Origin of the sequence: Mesorhizobium sp. M0029 (genome assembly GCF_040323735.1) — a bacterium.
Classification (GTDB): domain Bacteria; phylum Pseudomonadota; class Alphaproteobacteria; order Rhizobiales; family Rhizobiaceae; genus Mesorhizobium.
Window position 1 is genome coordinate 494,653 of the sequence record NZ_JAMYVF010000002.1, and the last position, 20,570, is coordinate 515,222.

The following is a 20,570-nucleotide window of genomic DNA, read 5'->3' on the forward strand; positions in this document are numbered from 1 at the left end:
AGCGCGTCGCCTGAGTCCGTTCAAACGCGACGCGCTTTAGGCGGCTGACTGCGGCAAGACAAACGGCATGTTCGCCGCCGGCAACACACCGACCCTTAGCCGACAATCGAACACCTTTTCGATCAGATCGTCGCTCAGCACCTCCTGCGGTGAACCGTCGGCGGCGAGCCGGCCGCGATGCATCACGAAAATCCGGTCGGCATACATGGCCGTCAGATTGAGGTCGTGCAGGATGGCGATCACACCGCCGCCGCGCCGGGCGAAATCGCGGGCGATGTTCATGATGATCAGCTGGTGCTTGATATCGAGGCTGGAGACCGGCTCGTCGAGATAGAGATAGCGCGGCTTGCCGTCCAGCACCGGGGCCCAGACCTGGCACAGCACGCGCGCCAGCTGCACACGCTGTTGTTCGCCGCCCGAAAGCTCCTGATAGAACCGGCCGGCAAAGCCGTCGAGGTCGACCCGCGCCAGCGCCCGCTCGGGCAGACGATCATCTTCGCCCGGCAGAACGCCGGAACGGCCGCCGATAAGGCCGAGCCTGACCACTTCGTGCACGGTGAAGGGAAAGGACAGGGTCGTCGCCTGCGGCAGCACGGCACGCACGGTCGCGGCCTCCACCGGCCTCATCGCGGAGAGGTCGCGCCCGTTGACGGCCACTGTCCCCGTAAACGCCAGATCGCCCGACAACGCCTTCAAGAAAGTCGTCTTGCCCGAGCCGTTCGGTCCGACGATGGCGGCGATCTCGCCCGGCCGTGCGACAAAATCGACATTAGCGACGATGCGTTTGCCGCCCATCGCCACCGAGACATCGCGTGCTTCGATCATGCCGCCTCACAAGTCGATTACGCCGCGCTTGCGCAGCAGGATCCAGAGGAAGAACGGCGCGCCGGCGATCGCCGTGACGATGCCGATTGGCAATTCGGCCGGCGCCACGATGACGCGGGCAACTGTGTCGGCAATCAGCAGCATCGAGGCGCCGAGCAGCGCCGAAGCCGGCAAGAGATAGCGATTGTCCGGACCGATCAGCAGCCGCAGCAGATGCGGCACGACGATGCCGACAAAACCGATGCCTCCGCTGACTGCGACAGAGGCGCCTACCGCTGCCGAGACGCCGACGATCGCGGTGTATTTCAGCCGCTGTACCGGGATGCCGAGATGTCCGGCCGTCGCCTCGCCGAGCGCCAGGGCGTTGAGGCCTTTGGCCAGGAACGGCATTGCCGCAAGCGCCAGGATGATGATCGGACCGACGGAAGCGATCTTCGGCCAGGTCGCGCCGCCCAGCGAGCCCAGTTGCCAGAAGGTCAGATCGCGCAACTGCCGGTCGTCGGCCATGAAAATCAGGATACCGGTCAGCGCGATGGCAAGGGCTGCGAGCGCAATGCCGGCAAGCAGCATGGTGGCGACCGATGTGCGCCCCTGCCGTGTGGCGACGCGGTAGAGCACCAGCGTGACCGCAAGGCCGCCGCAGAAAGCGGCGAGCGGCAAGGCCATGCCGCCGAGCGCCAAAGTGAGCGGCGCCAGCCACGTCGTGCCGAGCACGATGACGGCGACGGCGCCGAGGCTCGACCCGGCGGAAACGCCGATCAGGCCGGGATCGGCGAGCGGGTTGCGAAACAGGCCTTGCATGACCGCACCCGATACGGCCAGTGCCGCCCCGATGAGCACACCGAGCAGTACGCGCGGCATGCGGATATCGTAGACGATCAACCGGTCGCGGGCACCAAGCGCGGCGTCGTCCGGCATGGCGCCGGTCAGCCAGTCACGAATGACACCAACGGCCGATGCATCGGAAGCGCCCGACCTCAGCGACAGGAACATCGAAAGGGCAAGCGCCACACACAGGAGCACAATAACCAGGCGAGCGCGCCCGGAACGATCGCCCTCCGCCACCTTGCCCGCCGCGCCGGCGATCGACTGATCCACCATCGGCTCAGTCCGTGAGTTGGCTGCCATAGAGCGAGGCGGCCAGATCGTGGATGGCATCGGCCGTGCGCGGCCCGAAGCCGAGGAGATAGCTGCCATCCATCAGGGTCAATTTGCGGCCTTCACCGGCCGGCGTCGAGGTGATCGACGGGATGGCGAAAAGCTCGGCCTCCGCAATCGGCGGGCCGGCATTTTTCATCGCCAGGATCACGTCCGGCCTGGCGGTTACGATGGCCTCGTCGGACATCTGCTTGTAGCCGGAAAAACCTTCGACGGCGTTGACCGCACCGGCGAGCTTGATGATGCCGTCGCCGGCGGTGTCGGTGCCGGCGGCCAGGATCTTGCCGCCCTGGATCGACAGCACGAACAGGATGCGCTTGCGCTGCTTGATCGACGCCGTCTGCTTCTCGGCCGCCTTCAGCTTGGCGTCGGTCTCGGCCACAAGTTTCTCGGCCTTGGCATCGACGCCGAGCGCCTTGCCGACGATGCGGATCTTTTCCAGGATGCCGTCATGGCTGTAGTGCTCGGGCACGTCGATGAACGGGACGCTCGACTTTTTCAGCACATCGACCGCTTCCTTCGGCCCACTGCCATGCAGCGCCAGAATGCCCAAAGGATTGACCGACAACACGCCTTCCGGCGACAGCTGGCGCATATAGCCGACGTCGGGCAGCGCGACCGCGGCGGCGGGGTAGCGGCTGGTCGAATCGCGGGCGACGAGATGACCTTCCTCGCCAAGCGCGTAGACGATCTCGGTGATCGAACCGCCGATCGCCACGATCCGCGACGTGTCGGCAAACACGGCCACGTTCTCGCTGGCCGGCACTGGGGCGGCAATAAACAGCGACAGGCCCATGGCCGCGGCAAGCATCCTGAACAGTGAAATCATCGTCGTTTCCTCAGGCTGCGGTCGGGCTTGGAATGCGCGGCAGATTTTCGGCGATAAACCGCCAGTCGTCGCGCTCGCCCTCGCCTTCATGGCGCTCGCCGAAGAACTGGATGATCATCTTGCCGTCGGCGCCATAGGCTTCGAGCGAGGTGACATGACCGTCCTTGGTCGGTTTGCGCACCGCCCACACCTCCTGGATGTGGTCGGTGCGCAGATGCAGGTGGAACGTCTCGTCCATCACGTTGATCCACGGCCCCATCGGCCTGATCGACTTGACGGGACCGGAATGGATCTGGATGCAGCCTCGGTTTCCGACAAAACACATGATCGGCATGCCGTCGGCGGCGGCATGGTGGAACATGGCGCCGATGGCGTCATTGTCGAGCAGCCAGGCATAGTCCTGGCCGACCATGCGCACGGCCTGGCGGCGGGTGAGCTTCAGCGTTTTCAACATGCCAAAGAACTGATGCACGTCGGTCAGCCGGCTCCAGCGGTCGCGCAGATCATCGATGTCTGCGGCAATGCCCGACGTCTCCGCGTCGTCGTCGGCCAGGCCTGCGATAGACACGGTCGCCTCCTGGTTCGGCGATTCGAGTGCGGCCACGAGCTTCTGGTAGGCATAGAGATTGGAAGCCGGCCGCAGATGCACCTTGTGCACCGCATCGCCGGCCGCGTCGAAGAATTGCAGGCTGCGGCGGATGTCGCCGCCGTCGCGCTTTTCCACGGCAAAGCCATGCGCCCAGACTTTGGGAAAAATGCGCAGGTCGATGTTTTCGCCCAGCACCATGGCGTTGTGCGTGCCTGTGACAACCTTGTCGTAGACGCCGATCTTCTCGTGCACCGCGCTTTCGTTGCGGGTCAGCGCCATCACTTCGCCGACGGCGTCGAGGCCGGTCAGAAGATCGTTGACCCAGGGCTCGACGCGCACGACGCCGTCGCCGCAATGCGCGGCCACCAGCTCGGCCTCGGAAATACCGAGCTCGGCGGCAAGATCGCGCTCGCGCGCTTTCGGATTGTCTGCCCGCGCCCGCCGGATTTCATGCGGGGCGGGTTTTGCGCGCTGGTCCATGTCCTGCTTACCTGTCTGCCGTGTTTGGTCGTTTCGTCACTTGTTGAGGATGAGCTTGCCCTGGCGGGTGATCTTCAGCCGATAGAGCGCGCCATGGTGCTCGATGCCGATCTCGTGCTCGCCTTGGAACAGCGTGTTGGAGGACAGCGTCCGCACCGCCAGCGGCACCCGGTCGAAGCGGGTCGGCGTCTCCTCGGAACGGCGGACGCGGTAACGAAAGTCGTTGGGATTGTGGGTGTTCATCTCTTTCGATCCCTTTCCTGTGCCGGGCAACTGGCTAGGCGTTGCAAAAATGCCGATTCATTTCTTGACTCGAATAATCATGTTTATTAGTCAGTGCAATACCGGACCAACTGAGTCAACATTTAAGACGCCGGACAGAATGAAAAATGCCAGCGAGCACCAAGCCAGCCAGCATCGAACCTGGAATTTTGGAGTTGGGGCATGGGCTTGGGAAATTGTGGACGACTGGGTCTGGCGAACGCCGATCCGGTGCATCGGCCTATGGCAAAGGCAATGGCAGCCTTGCTTGCGGGGGCAGCGACGATCGCGCTGCTGACATCGCCGGCCAGCGCTCAGCCGGCCGCTGACCAGGCCGACCAGACCAGGAAAACCGAGGACACCAAGCCGGCGCCCGCCGGCGCGACCCTGCTGGACAAGATCCTCGTCATCAGCCGCACCGGCAAGACGGCAATCGAATCGCTGGCCTCAGCCAGCCATGTCGACCAGGAACAGCTCGACCGCCGCATGGCGACGACGCCGAACGAAATGCTGCTCGGTGTGCCTGGTGTCGCCGTGCAGGCCGATGCGCGACGCGTCAGCTCCAGCATCAACATCCGCGGCCTGCAGGATTTCGGTCGCGTCGCCGTCATCATCGACGGTGCCAGGCAGAATTTCCAGCGCTCAGACCACGGCACGCAGTCGACCTTCTATGTCGATCCCGAGCTCATCAAATCCGTTGACGTCATTCGCGGACCGACCGCCAACACCTACGGCTCCGGCGCCATTGGCGGCGTCGTCTTCTTCGACACCAAGGATGCGGTGGATTTCCTCAGACCGGGCGAAACCTGGGCCGGCTCCGTCACCGGGCGCTATGAAAGCAACGGCAAGGGCTGGACCGCCAGTGCCAGCGGCGCCTACAAATTCAACGACGATTTGGATGTGCTGGGCAACATCGTCTACCGCGACTACGGCGACTACAAGAATGGCAGCGGCGACACCGTCGACGGCACCGGCTTCGACCTGCTGAGCGGCCTGCTCAAGACCACAATCCGCCCGAGCGAGAACAGCGAATTGAAGCTCGGCTGGGTCGGCTCGAGCGACGGCTGGACGGAAACCAGCGGCGGCGTGCCGGCCAACGACGTCGACCTGAAGTCGAACACCTTCACCGCCCGCTACAACATCACTGACGACGCCAGGAGCTGGCTCGATCTCCACATCAACGCCTCCTACAACAAGACCAATCTCGACCTCACCACGCTTGTTTCGCAAAACCGCTTCGATCCGGTAACCGGTCTTCCCGTCGTGCTTCCGGCAGGCTCAACGTCGACCTTCGATGTCGGCACGACCGGCATCGACATCTGGAACACGTCGCGCTTCGAGACCGCCGGCATCTCGCATGAGCTGACTTATGGCGGCGACTGGGTCGGCGACGATGTCGAGACCGGCGGCACGTCGGGCGGCGACAGTTTTTATACGCCGTCGGGCAAGCGCAACGTTTCGGGCGCCTATATCCAGGACAGGCTGAGCTGGGACTGGCTCGAAGTCATCACCGGTCTGCGTTACGACAATTACAGCCTGAAGGATTCGGACAACGAAACCTCAGGCGACAGGCTGTCGCCGCGCATCACCGTTGGTGTCACGCCCTTCGAAAGCGCCAGCCTGGCGGGCCTGCAGTTCTATGGCACCTACGCGGAAGGCTACCGCTCGCCGTCGCTGACCGAAACGCTGATCAGCGGCAACCATCCGGCAGGCGTCACCTTCCCGTTCCTGCCCAACCCAAACCTGCGGCCTGAAACCGGCAAGACCACCGAGTTCGGCGTCAACTACAAGCTGGACGACCTTATCGAGGCCGGCGACGCGTTCCGGCTCAAGGCCGCCTACTTCCACAACGATGTCGACGACTACATCGAAGGCGTCACGCTGTCGGCATTCGACCCGACCAGCGGCTGCCCGTTCGGCCCCGGCATTCCGATCTGCTTCCAGTACCAGAACGTCGCCCAGGCCAAGATAAACGGCTTCGAACTGGAAAGCGTCTACGATGCCGCCTGGGGTTATGCCGGGCTCTCCGCCTCGATCACCAACGGCCACACCATCTCCGATGAAGGTGAGCGCGCCGACCTTGCCACCATCCCGTCCTCGCAGGTCACCGGGCAGCTCGGCTTCCGCTTCCTTCAGGACAAGCTGACCGTCGGCGGCGAGGTGCAGTACAACGGCAAGCCGAAGGGCAACCCCGTAGCCAAGGATTATACTCTGGTCAACGCCTTCGCCAGCTACCAGGCCACCGACAATCTGAAGGTGGACTTCCGCGCCGACAATTTGTTCGACGTCAAATACTCCAACCCGCTGAACGGCGGCACCACCGCCGTCATCTATGAACCCGGCATCACGCTGAAGCTGGCCGCAACCATGCGCTTTGGAGGCTGACACCCATGACAAGTTTGACGGCATCGCTTCGGCTCCTGACCTCGACGCTGGCGATGTCGCTTGGCTTGATGCCGGCGTGGGCTCAGTCCGCGCCGGCTCCGCAACTCAGCCTCGAGCTCAATGCCGCGCAGCCCTCCGAAAAGGGTTGCCGCCTGACCTTCGTCGTCAACAATGCGCTCGGCGCCGATCTTTCCAAGGCGGCATTCGAAATCGCGCTGTTCAACGAGGCCGGCATTGTCGACCGCCTGAGCGTGCTCGACTTCAAGGACCTGCCGGCCGGCAAGACCAAGGTGACCCGCTTCGACCTCGCCGGCACCGACTGCACCAAACTCAGCCGCGTGCTGATCAACAGCGCCACCGAATGCGCCGGCGTCGAACCGGGCGCCTGCATGCGCGGCCTGAAGACGCAGACCAAGACCGGTATCGCATTCGGCGTTTGAGGTGGGCCTGCATCCCGCCTTCCTGCACGACAATGCGACACGACCCGTCGCAGCTCCGCCGTCATGGCCGGCAACCGATCTTGATTTGACAATTCCGCCGCGCTCGCGGCAGGTCTCGCCGCGAACCATGCAGGACATCACCCCCCTTCCCGACGCCGGCAGCGAACTGGCGATTACGCCGGCCAAGCTCGCACAGCCGGCGGCCGCGGACCGCAAATGGACTGTGGCGATCGTCGCGTCCTGCCTACTCCATGCCGCTGCCGCAGCGGCGTTCATGGTCGCACCCGCCGGGACATTCGATACCGGGAAGGCAATACAGGCCGAAGGCGCCGATCGATCAGGCGCAGACGTCCTCGGCACCGCTTTGCAAAACCCGGTACCCGACGCGGTGGATGTTACCCTGGTAACCGATCCGCAGCCGGCCAAGCCCGTCCAACCCACGCCGCAAACCGAGGCGCCTCAAGCCGTAGAGGAGCCGGCGGCGCCCAAATCTGCGCCGGAATCTGCCAAGCAGGCAACCGTCGCTCCCGATGCACCAACGGCCGCCATCCCGGATGATCAAAGTGTCGCCCCAGAGGCTGAGACGCCTGCACCGTCACCGGTTCAAACGCAGAGTTCGGAGGCGTCTCCCGCCAATGAGCCTGCCGTTGAATTGCCTGCCGCGAGGCCACCAGTCCCAAGCCCGAGGCCAAGTACATCAATATCGGGCGCACCAATATCGGGAGAGACTGGCGGCACGGCAGATGGCGAGGAGCGCGAGGCAACGGCGGTTGCCAGCAAAGGCGGAAAACAGAGCGCGGCGGGCAATTCGATGGAATCCGGCTACAGCGTTGAAGTTCAGAACAAGCTTGCCCGCGCTAACCGGCGCGTTTCGAAGGAAATTCAAGCCAAGGCTCGCAACAATGCCAGGGTCTATTTCGTCGTCATGGCTGACGGCAGCGTCAGCGACTTGCAGCTTGTCGAAAGTTCAGGGTCTGCCGAACTAGACCAATTCGCTTTGAAACTGGTGCGCCAGCAAGCCCCGTTCCCGCCCATTCCACCCGAGACCGGATTATCAAGTTGGGTGTTCAGGGCGCGGATCGGTCCGTTTTAACCAGCTCGCAGACCTTCGCCAAATCGTCCATCAATTCAAGAGGAAGCCCAATGTACATCGCCATGAACCGCTTCAAGGTCCAGAACGGCTCGGAGACCGCTTTCGAGGATGTCTGGAAGAACCGCGATTCGAGCCTCTCGGAGATGAAAGGCTTCAGGGAATTCCACTTGCTGCGCGGCCCGGTCAACGAGCCCGAGGGTTACACGCTATTTGCCTCGCACACGGTGTGGGCAAGCCATGAGGATTTCGTCGCCTGGACCAAATCCGAGAATTTTCGCGCCGCCCACCGCAACACCGGCACGTCGAAGGTGCACTATCTCGGCCATCCGCAGTTCGAAGGCTTTTCGGTCGTCGAAGGCGCCTGATTGAGATTTCACCCGTCGACGAGATCTGACGACGGGCAGATGCCGTCATGTTCCGGTTGAATTCCGGCCGCCCAGTCGCTGAAGCCACTGGGCAATGTGCAGGCGCAGCCGCCGCCAGGGCTGTCCGCGTGTCAGGTAGCGCGCCAACCGCGGATCACCGGCCAGCTCCGGGAATTGGCGCACATGCTGCGTCAGGAATGCAGCTATGAAATTGCGCCCGTTGAGATCGCTGAGCCAGGCAGAATTCGCCAGCAAATAGTCTGCGGCATCCGCCGCCAACACGCTCCTGTAGCTCCTGTATGCAGGCGTTTGCCGCACATTGCCGCCGGCAAAGGCAGTTCCGGTGGACAGGTTGGAGCCATGCAGGCGATAGAGCCCGAGACCTTCTGACAGGATGAGGCTGCCGCCGGCCTGGTGCGCGAGTGTCGCCGTCAGATAATCCGTCCCGACCTTGGCCTTGAACGGGAAGGACAATACCGGTTCCAGCGCGCCACGCCGGTACATGATCGCCGAGCATTGCGACCACAGCCAGCCCGTCACCGCAGGTGCGAAATAGGTTACCGGATGCTCCGATGCGTAGGCGATCCCGGGCGCCATGCCGGCAAGCCGGCCACCGGGCGCGATGGCGACGCCACTGCGATCCGCTCCGGACCGCGGTTTGCGCAAGGCAAGGAAGGTACCGCCCAGCAAGGTGCCGTCGCCATCGACAAGGAACACATCGGAACTCGACAGTGCGGCCGAATGCGTCGTGTTGAGGTGGGCGGACAGATGCGCGAGGAGAAAATCCGGCAGCCACACGTCATCGGCGTCGAGAAACGCGACGAAGGGCGCGTCGGTTGCGGCAAAGCCGTCGCGGAATCCCGCGGTCTGGCCGCCATTCTCCGTGCGCGCCAACAGGCGCAGGCGCGGGTCGTCTATATCCCTTAGAAGCTGTCGGACATGGTCGGCCGAGCCGTCCGTCGAGGCATCGTCGACGATGACGCATTCCCAATTCCGGTAGGTCTGCGCAAGCACCGAGCGGATCGCCTGTTCGACGTACGGCCGATAATTGAAGCAGGTGATGACCACCGCCACGCGCGGCAGCTCAAACGGTCGGGACGTGTCTTCCATCTGTTCGGCTGCCCCGCTCGAGTTGCTCTCTATCCCTTGCGCATACCCTTGCAACCCGACGCAGGCAAGCGAGCCGCGAAAAGCCCCCTAGGCCGCCGCGAGCAGGCTGGCATTGCCGCCGGCGGCCGTGGTGTCGACGCAGACAGCGCGTTCATGCGCATAGGCCGCCGGGTTGAGCACCTCGCTGACCAGCGGCACGATCGGCCCGCTGCGGTCGGCAATGACCTTGCGCACGATCCGCGCCGCCTCGGGCCTGCCCGAGAAGGCGACGACATGGACGCGCAGCGAACGCGCTTCGACTGGGTCTGGCCGACCGTCTATGGCCGCCAGCGGCAACCCCTTGCCGGTCAGCGCCGACAGTGCCGCCGGCGCGCTCGGCGCCACGGCCAGCACCGCATTGCCGGCGGCCAGCGCCTGGATCGTCTGGGCAAGCAGCGTGTCGGCGTCCGGACCGAGGCACAGCACCCGGCCACGCGGCGACAGCGACAGCGTGTTGGCCTCGCCGGTCGGTCCGGGCAGGTCGACCTGGCCGAAATCGATGGCGGCTGCAGCGCCGATCGCTGCAGCGCCCTTGCCGCGCAGATGCTTTCTCAAGATGGCGATGCGGTCCGGCCGCGTCGACCAGCCGCCAAGCGTCGGATCGGGCAGATTGTCGGCCAGTTCGGTCGCCGTCACCTTGTGGCCCTCGGCAATCTCCGTGCCCGCCTCCGGCCCCTTGCGGAACCGCCGGAGATAATGCGGCCCGCCGGCCTTCGGCCCGGTGCCCGAAAGCCCCTCGCCGCCAAAGGGCTGCGAGCCGACGACGGCGCCGATCTGGTTGCGGTTGACATAGATGTTGCCGGCATGGATGCCGTCGACGAAATGCTGGACGCGGCCTTCGATGCGGGTGTGCAGGCCGAAGGTCAGGCCATAGCCTTTGCGGTTGATGGCGGCGATGACGGCGTCGATCCCGTCGGCGTCGAAGCTGGCGACATGCAGCACCGGACCGAACACTTCGCGCTCCATCTCCTCGATGCCTTTGACCCGGAACACATGCGGCGCAACGAAGCGGCCATCTTTGGGTGCTTCGAGCTTGGCGATCAGCCGGCCCTGCAGCCCCATTTTGGTGCAATACTCGCGGATCGAGTTCTGCGCCTCGTCATCGATGACCGGCCCAACATCGGTCGAAATCTGCCAGGGATCGCCGATGGTGAGCGCTTCCATGGCGCCCTTCAGCATCTCCAGCATCTTCTTCTCGACATCCTTCTGCACGTAAAGCACGCGCAGCGCCGAGCAGCGCTGGCCCGCACTCTGGAAGGCGGACGCCAGGATGTCGCGCACCGCCTGTTCGGGCAGTGCTGTGGAATCGACAATCATGGCATTGAGACCGCCGGTCTCGGCGATCAGCATGGCGTCGGGCGCAGCTGTCTCGGCCAGTTGCTTCTCGATCAGCTTTGCAACCTCGGTCGAGCCGGTGAAGCAGACGCCGGCAATGCGCGGATCCGCGGTCAGCGGTCCGCCGACCGACGGGCCGTCGCCCGGCAGAAGCTGGATCACATCTTCCGGCACGCCGGCCTCGCGCAGCAGCTCGACGGCGCGGAAGGCGATCAGCGGCGTCTGTTCGGCTGGCTTGGCGATGACCGAATTGCCGGTGACGAGCGCTGCCGCGATCTGGCCGGTGAAGATGGCGAGCGGGAAATTCCACGGCGAAATGCACACGATCGCGCCGCGCGCCTCGGTGCCCGCTTCGTTGTTGGCCGCTTCGGCAGCGTAGTAACGCAGGAAGTCGACGGCTTCGCGCACTTCAGCCACGCCGTCGGCCAGCGACTTGCCGGCTTCCCTTGTAGCCAGCGCGAAAAACTCGACCGCATTGGCCTCATAGAGGTCGGCGGCGCGGTTGAGGATGGCGGCGCGCTCGGCGACGGGACGCTTCGCCCAGGCCGGCTGCGCTTCCACAGCAAAGCGCACCGCGGTCGCGACCTGCTTGGCAGCGGCTTCGGCGACCGTGCCGACGATCTCGGCAGGCTTTGCCGGATTGACCACCGGGCGCTGCTTGCCGTAGCCGGCGGCGCGCGTGATCGGCTTGGCATGCCAGCGCTCGGGCCCGGCAAAGGCCGCCTTGGCCTTGTCGATCGCCGCCAGCGTCACCGGATCGGTGATGTCGAACCCCTTCGAGTTGCGCCGACCAGCGCCGAAGATCGTCGCAGGACGAGCGATTGCCGGATTGGCGGCGGGGCCCTGGCTCTCGACCGTCTCGAGCGGATCGCGCGCAATATCCTCCGGCTCGACGTCCTCGTCGGTGAGCTGATGGACGAAGGAGGAGTTGGCGCCATTCTCCAGCAGGCGGCGAACCAGATAGGCCAAGAGGTCGGAGTGCGCGCCGACCGGCGCATAGATGCGGCAGCGCGTGCCTTCGGCCTGGCGCACCGTCTCATGCAGCGCCTCGCCCATGCCGTGCAGGCGCTGGAATTCGAAAGCGTCACGGTTGTCAGCCATCGACAGGACGGCAGCGACTGTATGGGCGTTGTGCGTGGCGAATTGCGGATAGATGCGGTCGGTCATCGACAGCAACTTCCTGGCGCAGGCCATGTAGGAAACATCGGTGTTGGCCTTGCGGGTGAAGACAGGGTAGCCGGAAAGCCCGAGCGTCTGTGCCCGCTTGATCTCGGTGTCCCAATAGGCGCCCTTGACCAGCCGCACCATGATGTTGCGGTCGTACTTTTTCGCCAGCGCATAGAGCCAGTCGATGGTGAAGGCCGCGCGCGGGCCGTAGGCCTGGACGACGACGCCAAAGCCATTCCAGCCGGCAAGCTCCGGCTCGGACAACACACGCTCGATCACATCGAGCGACAGGTCGAGCCGGTCGGCCTCCTCGGCGTCGATGTTGAGGCCCATGCGCGAATGGCGTGCGGCCAGCGCCAGCGACAGCAGCCGCTCCGCCATCACCGGCAGCATCTTTTCCTTCTGTGCCTCTTCGTAGCGCGGATGCAGCGCCGACAGTTTGACCGAGATGCCGTGGTTCTGGCGGATATCGGGACCGTTGGAGCCTGAATCGAGCGAGGAGATCGCATCGGCATAGGCCTTGAGGTAGCGCAGCGCGTCGGCCTCGGTGCGGGCCGCCTCGCCCAGCATGTCGAAGGAATAGAGATAACCTTTCTGGATCATCGACTTGCCGCGCTTGACGGCTTCCGCAATGGTGCGGCCGAGCACGAACTGCTCGCCCATTTCGCGCATGGCGGCGGCGACCGCCTTGCGGATCACCGGTTCGCCCAGCCGGCGAACCATCGAGCGCAGCGTGCCTTCAATGCCGCCCTCGCCCTCGTCGAGCACACGGCCGGTCAGCATCAGCGCCCAGGTCGAGGCGTTGACGAAGATCGAGCTCGAACCGCCCGAATGCGCCGACCAGTCATGCGGTGCGATCTTGTCGGCGATCAGGTCGTCCATAGTCTCGGTGTCAGGCACGCGCAGCAGTGCCTCGGCCAGGCACATGAGCGCCACTCCTTCCTTGGTGGAGAGGCCGTAGGCGGAGAGAAAAACCTCCATCAGCCGCGGGTCGGACGAGCCGCGCACCGCGCGCACCAGATCCGCGGCACGGGCCGAGACGGCTTTGCGGTCATCGGCCGAAAGTTCTGTCGCGGCAGCCAGGCGCTTCACAGCCGCGTCTTCGTCGGGCAGGTAGTTGGCGCGGATCTGCTGGCGGATGGTGTCGAGCGGCATGGCGGTCCTGCGGAGCAAGCATCTGGGAGCGGGCCGGCGGTCGCCGGACCGAATGGCGCAAGCTAGCACAGAGCCGCATTTTCGGCCGGTCCAAAGAAATCGACATGCCAGGCCGAGCGGTCTATCATGCGGCTAAATTGTTGTCAGATGGACTGTGATATCCGTGACAGGAGACCAATTGGACCGCATCGACAGAAACATCCTGTCGGCGCTGGCGCGCGACGGGCGGCTGTCCATGTCGGAACTGGCCGGCAAGGTCGGCCTGTCGAAGACGCCGGTGCAGGCGCGGGTGAAGCGCCTGGAGAAGGACGGCTATATCAGGGGCTATCAGGCGATCATCGATCGCGAGCGCATGGGCGAAGGTCATGTCGCCTTCGTCCAGGTCAAACTGTCGGACACACGCTCGGCCGCGCTCGATGCTTTCAATCGCGCGGTGCAGGCCGTGCCGGAGATCGAGCAGTGCCACATGATGGCGTCGAGCTTCGATTATCTTCTGAAGGTCCGCACCACGGACATCGCCGCCTATCGCCGTGTCCTCGGCGAGCGCATCTCGGCATTGCCGCATGTTGCGCAGACTTCAACCTTCGTGGCCATGGAGACGGTGAAGGATCGCTGACTCACTCCGACAGCGTCTTCAAAAACGCCACCAGCGCCGCGCGTTCGCGGTCCGACAGTTGCAGCGGGTGGACCTCGGAGGTGCCCTCGACGCTCGCCTCCGCCTTCGCATAGTGCGCCACCACCTCCTCCAGCGTGGAGAACTGTCCGGCATGCATATAGGGCGGCCGTGTCGCCGCGCCCCGCAGCGACGGCGTCTTGTAGGCGCGCATCAGTTCGGGTGCTGCCTTGACGATGAAGCGCAGCTCGCCGCAGGCGCCGGCGTCGCCATCGCGGAAGGCGCCGAAGCAGTTGAATGGGTCGGCCTGAACCTGGGCCACCGCATCGAAACGGCCGCGATCCAATGGCAAATCCCTGACCGGCGGCACGCCGGTGTTGTGGAAAGCGTTGTCGGTGAAGCGCGGGCCGTTATGGCAGGTGACGCAATTGGCCTTGCCGATGAACAGTTTCAGCCCGAGCATCTCCTCCGGCGAAAAGGCATCGTCGGCTTTCGGCTTGGCGCCTGACGCAAGATCGATGGCAAAGCGGTCAAAGCGCGTCTGTGCCGGTTCGACCGACCGTTCGAAGGCGGCGATCGCCTTGCCGATGTTGGAAAAGACGCGGTTGACGTCGTCCATTTCCGCCGCGGTCATTGCCTTCCATGCCGCCTGCTCGGCCTCGTTGCCGAGCGGGCTGGCGTTGGCCGGCACGGCGGAAAGATCCGGCAGTGGCCCGAAGATGCGCTCGTAGCGCGCACCAAAGCGCTTCTGGATGTAATGGGCGAAGGCGGCGCGGTTCCCCGCCTGCTCAAGCGGGTTTTCCAGCGGCGTCAGCGCCTGCGCCCACAGGCTGTCGCGCCGTCCATCCCAGAAGAACCACGGATTGCGGGCAATGCCGGCCAGCGGCATCGAGCGCCTGTTGGTTCGGCCGACGCCGACGGATTGCGGCAGGTCATCCTGGAACTGCCGGTCGATCTTGTGGCAGGTCGAGCAGGATACGTTCCCGTCACGGCTCATCCCCTGGTCGAAGAACAGAGTGGAGCCCAAGGCGGCGGCGGCCGGCACGTCGGCGAAGCGGTTGGTGGTGTCTGGTTTGAGCGCCGGCAAGGTGTTCAGCGCCAGCGAAGCGATGGTCTTCTTCTCGGCATCGGAAAAGTCCGGCTTGCCGCAGCCGGCAACGAGCAAAACCGCAGCCAAGGCCAGAAGGCGCAACAGGCGGTTCATCCGCTCACAGCACCACATTGAAGACGACCGTGTCGGAACCGGCCGCCGCCGAAATGGCGAAGCGCAACTGCCACACGCCGCTCATGGTGAATTTCAGCCCCTCGATCCGGTAGCGCCCCTCGCCAAGATAGTCGGTCGCCTGCGGACTGGTCGGCAAGCCGTGATTGTGCTGCGGCATGCCGCCGGACACCGAGATCGCCGCACCTTCCACGGAATCGCCGTTGACCGTCTTCAGGGTCAGCAACCAGGATTGCAGTTCGCCTTGCCGGATAACGCCGCGTTCCGGCTGAATGCTGGCGACAAACAAGCCGTTCGCCGTCTTCTTCGAGCGCGAAACATCGGGGCCCGGCGCCGACTGCGGCGCGGTCAGATAGACGATCGCCAATATGCCAGCCAGCAAGGCGGCCAGACCAACGCCCGCAAGAAGATAACGCCATATCGATGCCAAACCGGTTCCTCTTCTGGGCATAACGTCTCGGGAAGCAATTCGCGTCCCGCCGCTTCTGTGGGAAAACGCTTCTGGCGCAAAAAACCGCCGCCGCCAAGCATGGCGCTGCCGGCCGCAAAAAGCTACAGCAGCGAACTGATCCGGAGACAGATACATGGCAGCAGACGGCGTCGCTTCGATCGGTGAATGCATGCTCGAACTGTCCGGCCAGGCCGGGCCGAACTGGCGCATGGGCTTTGCCGGCGACACGTTCAACACGCTGTGGGCGCTGCATGCGCTGAGCGGCAAGCGGCCGGCGACCTATGTCTCGGCCTTCGGCGACGATCCCTTCTCGCAGGGCCAGATTTCGTTCTTCGCCGAAAACGGCATCGGCATCGGCGCCAGCCCGGTCATCCCAGGCGCGCGGCCCGGCCTCTACGCCATCACCTTGACCGGCGCCGAACGCGCCTTCACCTATTGGCGCAGCGACGCGGCGGCCAGGCGGCTTGCCTCGGACCCGGCCGCCTTGGCAAAAAGCCTTGAAAACCAGGCGCTTGTGTATTTTTCCGGAATCACTTTGGCAATTCTGGATGCCGCCGCGCGCAAGACGTTGCTGGCAGAAGTGGCCAAGGCGCGGGCCGCCGGTTCGCTCGTCGCCTTCGACCCCAACTACCGGCCGCGCCTGTGGCAGAGCCGCGAGGAGGCGCAAGCCGCGATACTCGACGCGCTTGCCGTCGCCGACATCGCGCTGCCGACCTTTCCCGACGAGCAGATGCTGTTTGGCGACTCGGCACCGCAAGCGACCGCCGAACGGTTCGGAAAACTCGTCGGCGAAGTCGTCGTCAAGAATGGCGAGAAGCCCGCGCTGATCGCCACTGGCGGAGCCCTGCAGCCGGTTCCGGCCCAGCATGTCGCCACCCCGGTCGACACCACCGGCGCCGGCGATTCCTTCAATGGCGGCTATCTCGCCGCCCGGCTTGCCGGCCATGCCCCGGCGGATGCCGTGCAGCGCGCGCATCGCGTCGCCGCCGCTGTCGTGCAGGTGCGAGGCGCGCTGGCGCCGTTCGAGGTTCTAAGAACCGCTTTCGAGGGCTAGTCTAAGACCTTAGGGAAGCCTGAAACGATATTCCGTCACCTGATGATAGATCTGGCCCGGCCACAGCGTGGCCTGCGGGAAATAGGGCCGGTTCGGCGCGTCGGGCCAGGTCTGCGCTTCCAGGCAAAAGCCGGAAAACGCCTTGTAGCGCCGTCCGTCCAGGCCGCCCGAGGTCGGCGCGACATACTGGCCGGTGTAAAGCTGCAGGCCCGGCTCGGTGGTCCAGACTTCCATCTCGACGCCGGAATTGGCGCCTTGCGCCCACGCCACCTGGTGAAGCGGGCCCCGGGCTGACGCCAGGCAGAAATTGACGTCGTAGGGAAGCTGCTCGCCTTCCGTTTCCATCCGCAGCGGCCGCGCCTGGCGGAAGTCGAAGGGCGTGCCGTCGACAGGTTTGACGACGCCGGTCGGGATCATCTCGCCATCGACAGGCGTATAGGCGCCGGCGTTCAGCATCAGCCGGTGGTCGAGAATGTCGCCGGCGCCGCCATCGTCGAGATTGAAATAGGAATGCTGCGCCAGATTGCACAGCGTCGGCTCCTCGCAAGTGGCGGTCAGTTCCATCGAGAGCGTGCCGGGAATCTTCAGCCGGTAGGTGCAGGTGACGTCGAGCGCGCCGGGAAAGCCCATCGCGCCCTCGGGATCGTGCAGGGTCAGCGTGACAAAATCCCGGCCGTGCAGCGAAACCGTCCACGGCCGGTGGAAGAAGCCCTCCGAGCCGCCATGCAGCGTGTGCTTGCCGAGGAAATTGCGCTCGGTCTGGTAGCGCTGGCCGGCAATGGTGAAGCGGCCGTCGCGGATGCGGTTGGCATAGCGGCCGACGACCGCGCCGAAGAAGGCCCGGTCAGTCTCGTAAGGCTCGAAGCGATCGTAGCCCAGCACCAGCGGCGCATCGTGGCCGGCGAGCCGCAGATCCTGGATGATTGCGCCGAGCCCGATGATGTTGGCGCTGATGCCGCCGCCCCGGATGGTGAAACGGCGAACGGATTCGCCTGCCTGCGTCGTGCCGAAGACTTCGCCGTCCTTCATCGCTATGTCCAAATGCTAATTCGTCGATCTATCGACTTAGAGCAATTCCAGGAAAAGTGTGAAACGGTTTTCCGTCCGGAATTGCAAAAAACAAAGAACTGGAGCGGTTCGGCGATTCCGTGAAACGCTGAACCGCTCCAGTCCGGCTGAATGTCGTCTGGCAAGGGCAGGCGCGCGGCCTGCCCTGCCCGTGAATGATTTAGAGGCCGAGACCCCCGATGCAGACATATTTGGTGTCGAGATAATCCTCGATGCCCTGATGTCCGCCTTCCTTGCCGAGGCCCGATTCCTTGACGCCGCCGAACGGCGCTTCCGGCGTGGTGATCAGGCCTTCATTGACGCCGACCATGCCGTATTTCAGGCCTTCCATGACCCGGAAGGCGCGGCCGAGGTCGCCGGTGTAGAAATAGGCGGCCAGGCCGAACTCGGTGTCGTTGGCGAGCGCAATGGCTTCCTCCTCGGTCTCGAACTTGAACACCGGGGCGATCGGGCCAAAAATCTCTTCCTTCATGAAGCGCATGTCGGGCTTCGCATCGGCGATGACGGTCGGCTGGAAGAATGAGCCGCCAAGCGCGTGGCGCTTGCCGCCGGCAACGACCTTGCCGCCCTTCGACGTGGCGTCGGCGATGAATTCCTCGACCTTCTCGACCGCCTTCACGTCGATCAGCGGTCCCTGCTGCACGCCCTCTTCCAGGCCCGAGCCAACCTTCAGCGCATTGCTGGCAGCGGCCAGCTTCTCGACAAACTTGTCGTAGATGCCGGCCTGCACCAGGAAGCGGTTGGTGCACACGCAGGTCTGGCCTGAATTGCGGTATTTGGCGGTGATGGCGCCGGCGACGGCGCGATCGAGGTCGGCATCGTCGAAGACCAGGAACGGCGCATTGCCGCCGAGTTCCATCGAGACCTTCTTGACGGTGACGGACGACTTCTGAATCAGCAGCTTGCCGATCTCGGTCGAGCCGGTGAAGGTGATCTTCGACACCAGCGGATTGGCGCAGATCTCGTCGCCGATTTCGCCGGCAGCACCCGTCAGGATGTTGATGACGCCCTTGGGGAAGCCGACTTCCTCGGCGAGCGCGCCCCATGCAAGGCCGGAATACGGCGTCTGCGAGGCCGGCTTGACCACGGCGGTGCAGCCGGCGGCAAGCGCGGGGCCAAGCTTGCGGGCAAGCATCGAGGAGGGGAAATTCCACGGCGTGATGGCGGCAATGACGCCGACCGGCTCCTTGGTCACCAGGATGCGGCGATCGCCCCATGGCGATGGCACGACATCGCCATAGGTGCGGCGGCCTTCCTCGGCAAACCACATGATATAGGCGGCGGCCGAACCGATCTCGCCCTTGGATTCGGCGAGCGACTTGCCCTGCTCGATGGTGAGCAGTTCGGCCAGCACATCCTGATTGTCCATCATCGCGTCATGCAGCTTGCGCAACAGCTTCGAGCGCTCGAGCGCGGTCGTCTTGCGCCAGGTCTTGAAGGCTTCGCTTGCGGCTTCGATGGCGCGGCGGGTTTCCGCCTTGCCCGACTTCGGCACGGTGCCGATCTTGAGACCGGTGGCCGGGTTGTTGACGTCGACCGTCTGGCCGCTGTCGGCCTGCACCCATTCGCCGTTGATGAGATTGGCCTGGCGCATGAAATGGCTGGTTTTCTGCAGCATGGTCTAGCCTCCGTTCGGCGCACTGACGGGCCGGTTTCCTGGATCTCTTGAACGAGCGTGCACAATGGCGGCGGAGCCGACAAGCTGAAGCCACTGCTCTTTACCTAGGGCAAGCCCGGCAAGCAATTGCAAGATGGCATATAGGCTTTGGGCCAGCCCAACGCCAGAGAAAATTCACATGTAAATTAGTTTGGGCCGCAGCCTTGTCAAAGACCAGCCTTGCCAAAGACCAGCCTTACAGAAGACCAAGCCTACCCAAAGACATGCACCACCACCGTCAGCCAAAAGGCGGTTGTAACAACCGCGCTTGCCGTGGCGATGGTCATCTGGTTCGACGCCAGCGCCTGGCCGGTGTTGAACTGCACGGCGATGAGATAGGAATTGATGCCGGACGGCAGCGCCGCCACCACGACCGCCACTTTGGCCGTCAAGGGCGGCAGGCCAAACAGCCAGACCAGGCCGAGCACCAGCGCCGGCATCAGGAACAGTTTCAGCGTCGACAGCGCCAGCGCCGGTCGGATGTTACCGGAAATGCCGAAACGGCGCAGGCTGAGCCCCATGGCGAACAGCGCCACCGGCCCGGCGGTGTTAGCCAGCGCATCGGCCAGTCGCATGGCAAGGTTCGGCAGCGGCGCGCCGGTGAGGCGCCATGCCAGCCCGGCCAGGATGCCGATGATCAACGGATTGGTGAACAGTCTTCTCAGAAAGCTCTGGATGATGCGCAGCGGGTGTACGGGCTCGCTGCCGCCGCGGCCAAATATCTCGAACATGATGATCGAAGCCATCATCATGGTCGGCAGATGCACGGAAACGAGCAGCGACAGCACTTCGAATCCGCTGGACCCGAATACGCCGAGAACGAAGGGAATGCCCAGCAACACCACATTCGAGAAGGATGACGACACTCCACCGACGATGCCGGTGCGCGCGTCCCGCCCGAAGATCCGTGTCGTCACCAGATGGCCGGCGGCCCATGTCATTGCAACCGCCGCGAAATAAGCACCCCACAGCGACCAGGGCGCCACGCCGTGGAAATCCGAATTCACCATCGTCCGAAACAGCAGCAGCGGCATCGCGACGTTGATGGCGAATTCGGAGATGCCGTCCCCGCTGGCCGGTTTCAGATAGCCGGTGAGCCCGGTGACATAGCCGAGCGCGACGAGGCTGAAGACGAAAAGAACGGTTTCGGTGAGCGGAGACATTTTTCAGGGATAGGCGAGCCCGGATTCCAGCGCAATCGCCATGATCTTCAGAAACTGATCCTAGATCCGCCCGGCGCCTGAATTTGATCATGGTCGGGTGGCAGCGCTATA

18 protein-coding genes are annotated in these 20,570 nt (G+C 64.3%); 6 read left to right on the top strand and 12 right to left on the bottom strand.

Going from position 1 to position 20,570, the window contains the following annotated elements; genetic code table 11:
- Window positions 1-36: 36 nt before the first annotated feature.
- The 5 genes from NKJ76_RS05695 to hemP are packed head-to-tail and all read right to left on the bottom strand — an operon-like array spanning window position 37 to window position 4,124.
- A complete protein-coding gene (locus NKJ76_RS05695) occupies window positions 37-825 on the bottom strand; it encodes a heme ABC transporter ATP-binding protein (protein WP_352445950.1) in 789 nt (262 codons plus the stop codon).
- A 6-nt stretch (window positions 826-831) separates the two neighbouring features.
- The gene (locus NKJ76_RS05700; protein ID WP_352536961.1) at window positions 832-1,926 is read right to left on the bottom strand and encodes a FecCD family ABC transporter permease; all 1,095 of its coding nucleotides are present in this window, start codon (window positions 1,924-1,926) and stop codon (window positions 832-834) included.
- 4 nt (window positions 1,927-1,930) lie between these two features.
- Complete coding sequence (locus NKJ76_RS05705) at window positions 1,931-2,812, bottom strand: heme/hemin ABC transporter substrate-binding protein (RefSeq protein WP_352536962.1); 882 nt, start codon at window positions 2,810-2,812, stop codon at window positions 1,931-1,933.
- 10 nt (window positions 2,813-2,822) lie between these two features.
- Entirely contained in the window at window positions 2,823-3,881 is a 1,059-nt protein-coding gene (locus NKJ76_RS05710; RefSeq protein WP_352536963.1) for a hemin-degrading factor, read from the bottom strand.
- Window positions 3,882-3,917: 36 nt separating this feature from the next.
- On the bottom strand, window positions 3,918-4,124 hold the full coding sequence (gene hemP / locus NKJ76_RS05715; RefSeq protein WP_023673860.1) for a hemin uptake protein HemP: 207 nt from the start codon (window positions 4,122-4,124) through the stop codon (window positions 3,918-3,920).
- Between the two features lie 273 nt (window positions 4,125-4,397).
- Here hemP and NKJ76_RS05720 point away from each other — a divergent pair, with 273 nt between their 5' ends.
- The 4 genes from NKJ76_RS05720 to hmuQ are packed head-to-tail and all read left to right on the top strand — an operon-like array spanning window position 4,398 to window position 8,425.
- Window positions 4,398-6,527, top strand: a complete 2,130-nt coding sequence (locus NKJ76_RS05720) for a TonB-dependent hemoglobin/transferrin/lactoferrin family receptor (protein ID WP_352536964.1) — start codon at window positions 4,398-4,400, stop codon at window positions 6,525-6,527.
- Between the two features lie 5 nt (window positions 6,528-6,532).
- The gene (locus NKJ76_RS05725) at window positions 6,533-6,967 is read left to right on the top strand and encodes a hypothetical protein (protein WP_023714381.1); all 435 of its coding nucleotides are present in this window, start codon (window positions 6,533-6,535) and stop codon (window positions 6,965-6,967) included.
- 1 nt (window position 6,968) lies between these two features.
- Entirely contained in the window at window positions 6,969-8,060 is a 1,092-nt protein-coding gene (locus NKJ76_RS05730) for an energy transducer TonB family protein (RefSeq protein ID WP_352536965.1), read from the top strand.
- 50 nt (window positions 8,061-8,110) lie between these two features.
- Window positions 8,111-8,425, top strand: a complete 315-nt coding sequence (hmuQ, locus tag NKJ76_RS05735) for a heme-degrading protein HmuQ (RefSeq protein ID WP_023673856.1) — start codon at window positions 8,111-8,113, stop codon at window positions 8,423-8,425.
- Between the two features lie 45 nt (window positions 8,426-8,470).
- On the opposite strand, the gene NKJ76_RS05740 is transcribed toward hmuQ, so the two are convergent.
- Window positions 8,471-9,535 (bottom strand): glycosyltransferase, encoded by a 1,065-nt coding sequence (locus NKJ76_RS05740; protein ID WP_023673855.1) that lies wholly within the window; start codon window positions 9,533-9,535, stop codon window positions 8,471-8,473.
- An 87-nt stretch (window positions 9,536-9,622) separates the two neighbouring features.
- Entirely contained in the window at window positions 9,623-13,231 is a 3,609-nt protein-coding gene (gene putA / locus NKJ76_RS05745; protein ID WP_023735259.1) for a bifunctional proline dehydrogenase/L-glutamate gamma-semialdehyde dehydrogenase PutA, read from the bottom strand.
- Between the two features lie 163 nt (window positions 13,232-13,394).
- On the opposite strand from putA, the gene NKJ76_RS05750 reads away from it, so the two are divergent.
- Window positions 13,395-13,847 (top strand): Lrp/AsnC family transcriptional regulator, encoded by a 453-nt coding sequence (locus tag NKJ76_RS05750; RefSeq protein ID WP_023688158.1) that lies wholly within the window; start codon window positions 13,395-13,397, stop codon window positions 13,845-13,847.
- A gap of 1 nt (window position 13,848) precedes the next feature.
- Here NKJ76_RS05750 and NKJ76_RS05755 read toward each other — a convergent pair whose 3' ends face one another.
- Both NKJ76_RS05755 and NKJ76_RS05760 read right to left on the bottom strand, forming a co-directional pair.
- The gene (locus NKJ76_RS05755) at window positions 13,849-15,048 is read right to left on the bottom strand and encodes a cytochrome-c peroxidase (RefSeq protein WP_027050313.1); all 1,200 of its coding nucleotides are present in this window, start codon (window positions 15,046-15,048) and stop codon (window positions 13,849-13,851) included.
- Between the two features lie 4 nt (window positions 15,049-15,052).
- The gene (locus NKJ76_RS05760; protein ID WP_023735257.1) at window positions 15,053-15,496 is read right to left on the bottom strand and encodes a FixH family protein; all 444 of its coding nucleotides are present in this window, start codon (window positions 15,494-15,496) and stop codon (window positions 15,053-15,055) included.
- Window positions 15,497-15,650: 154 nt separating this feature from the next.
- Between NKJ76_RS05760 and NKJ76_RS05765 the strand changes: the two genes are divergently transcribed.
- Complete coding sequence (locus tag NKJ76_RS05765) at window positions 15,651-16,571, top strand: sugar kinase (protein WP_023735256.1); 921 nt, start codon at window positions 15,651-15,653, stop codon at window positions 16,569-16,571.
- A gap of 9 nt (window positions 16,572-16,580) precedes the next feature.
- On the opposite strand, the gene NKJ76_RS05770 is transcribed toward NKJ76_RS05765, so the two are convergent.
- The 3 genes from NKJ76_RS05770 to NKJ76_RS05780 all read right to left on the bottom strand — a co-directional run bounded on the left by NKJ76_RS05770 (window position 16,581) and on the right by NKJ76_RS05780 (window position 20,459).
- Window positions 16,581-17,606, bottom strand: coding sequence for an aldose epimerase family protein (locus NKJ76_RS05770; protein WP_352536998.1), 1,026 nt, complete (start codon window positions 17,604-17,606; stop codon window positions 16,581-16,583).
- Window positions 17,607-17,799: 193 nt separating this feature from the next.
- Window positions 17,800-19,257 (bottom strand): NAD-dependent succinate-semialdehyde dehydrogenase, encoded by a 1,458-nt coding sequence (locus NKJ76_RS05775; protein ID WP_023670445.1) that lies wholly within the window; start codon window positions 19,255-19,257, stop codon window positions 17,800-17,802.
- 251 nt (window positions 19,258-19,508) lie between these two features.
- A complete protein-coding gene (locus tag NKJ76_RS05780; protein ID WP_023681741.1) occupies window positions 19,509-20,459 on the bottom strand; it encodes an AEC family transporter in 951 nt (316 codons plus the stop codon).
- Window positions 20,460-20,570: the final 111 nt, after the last annotated feature.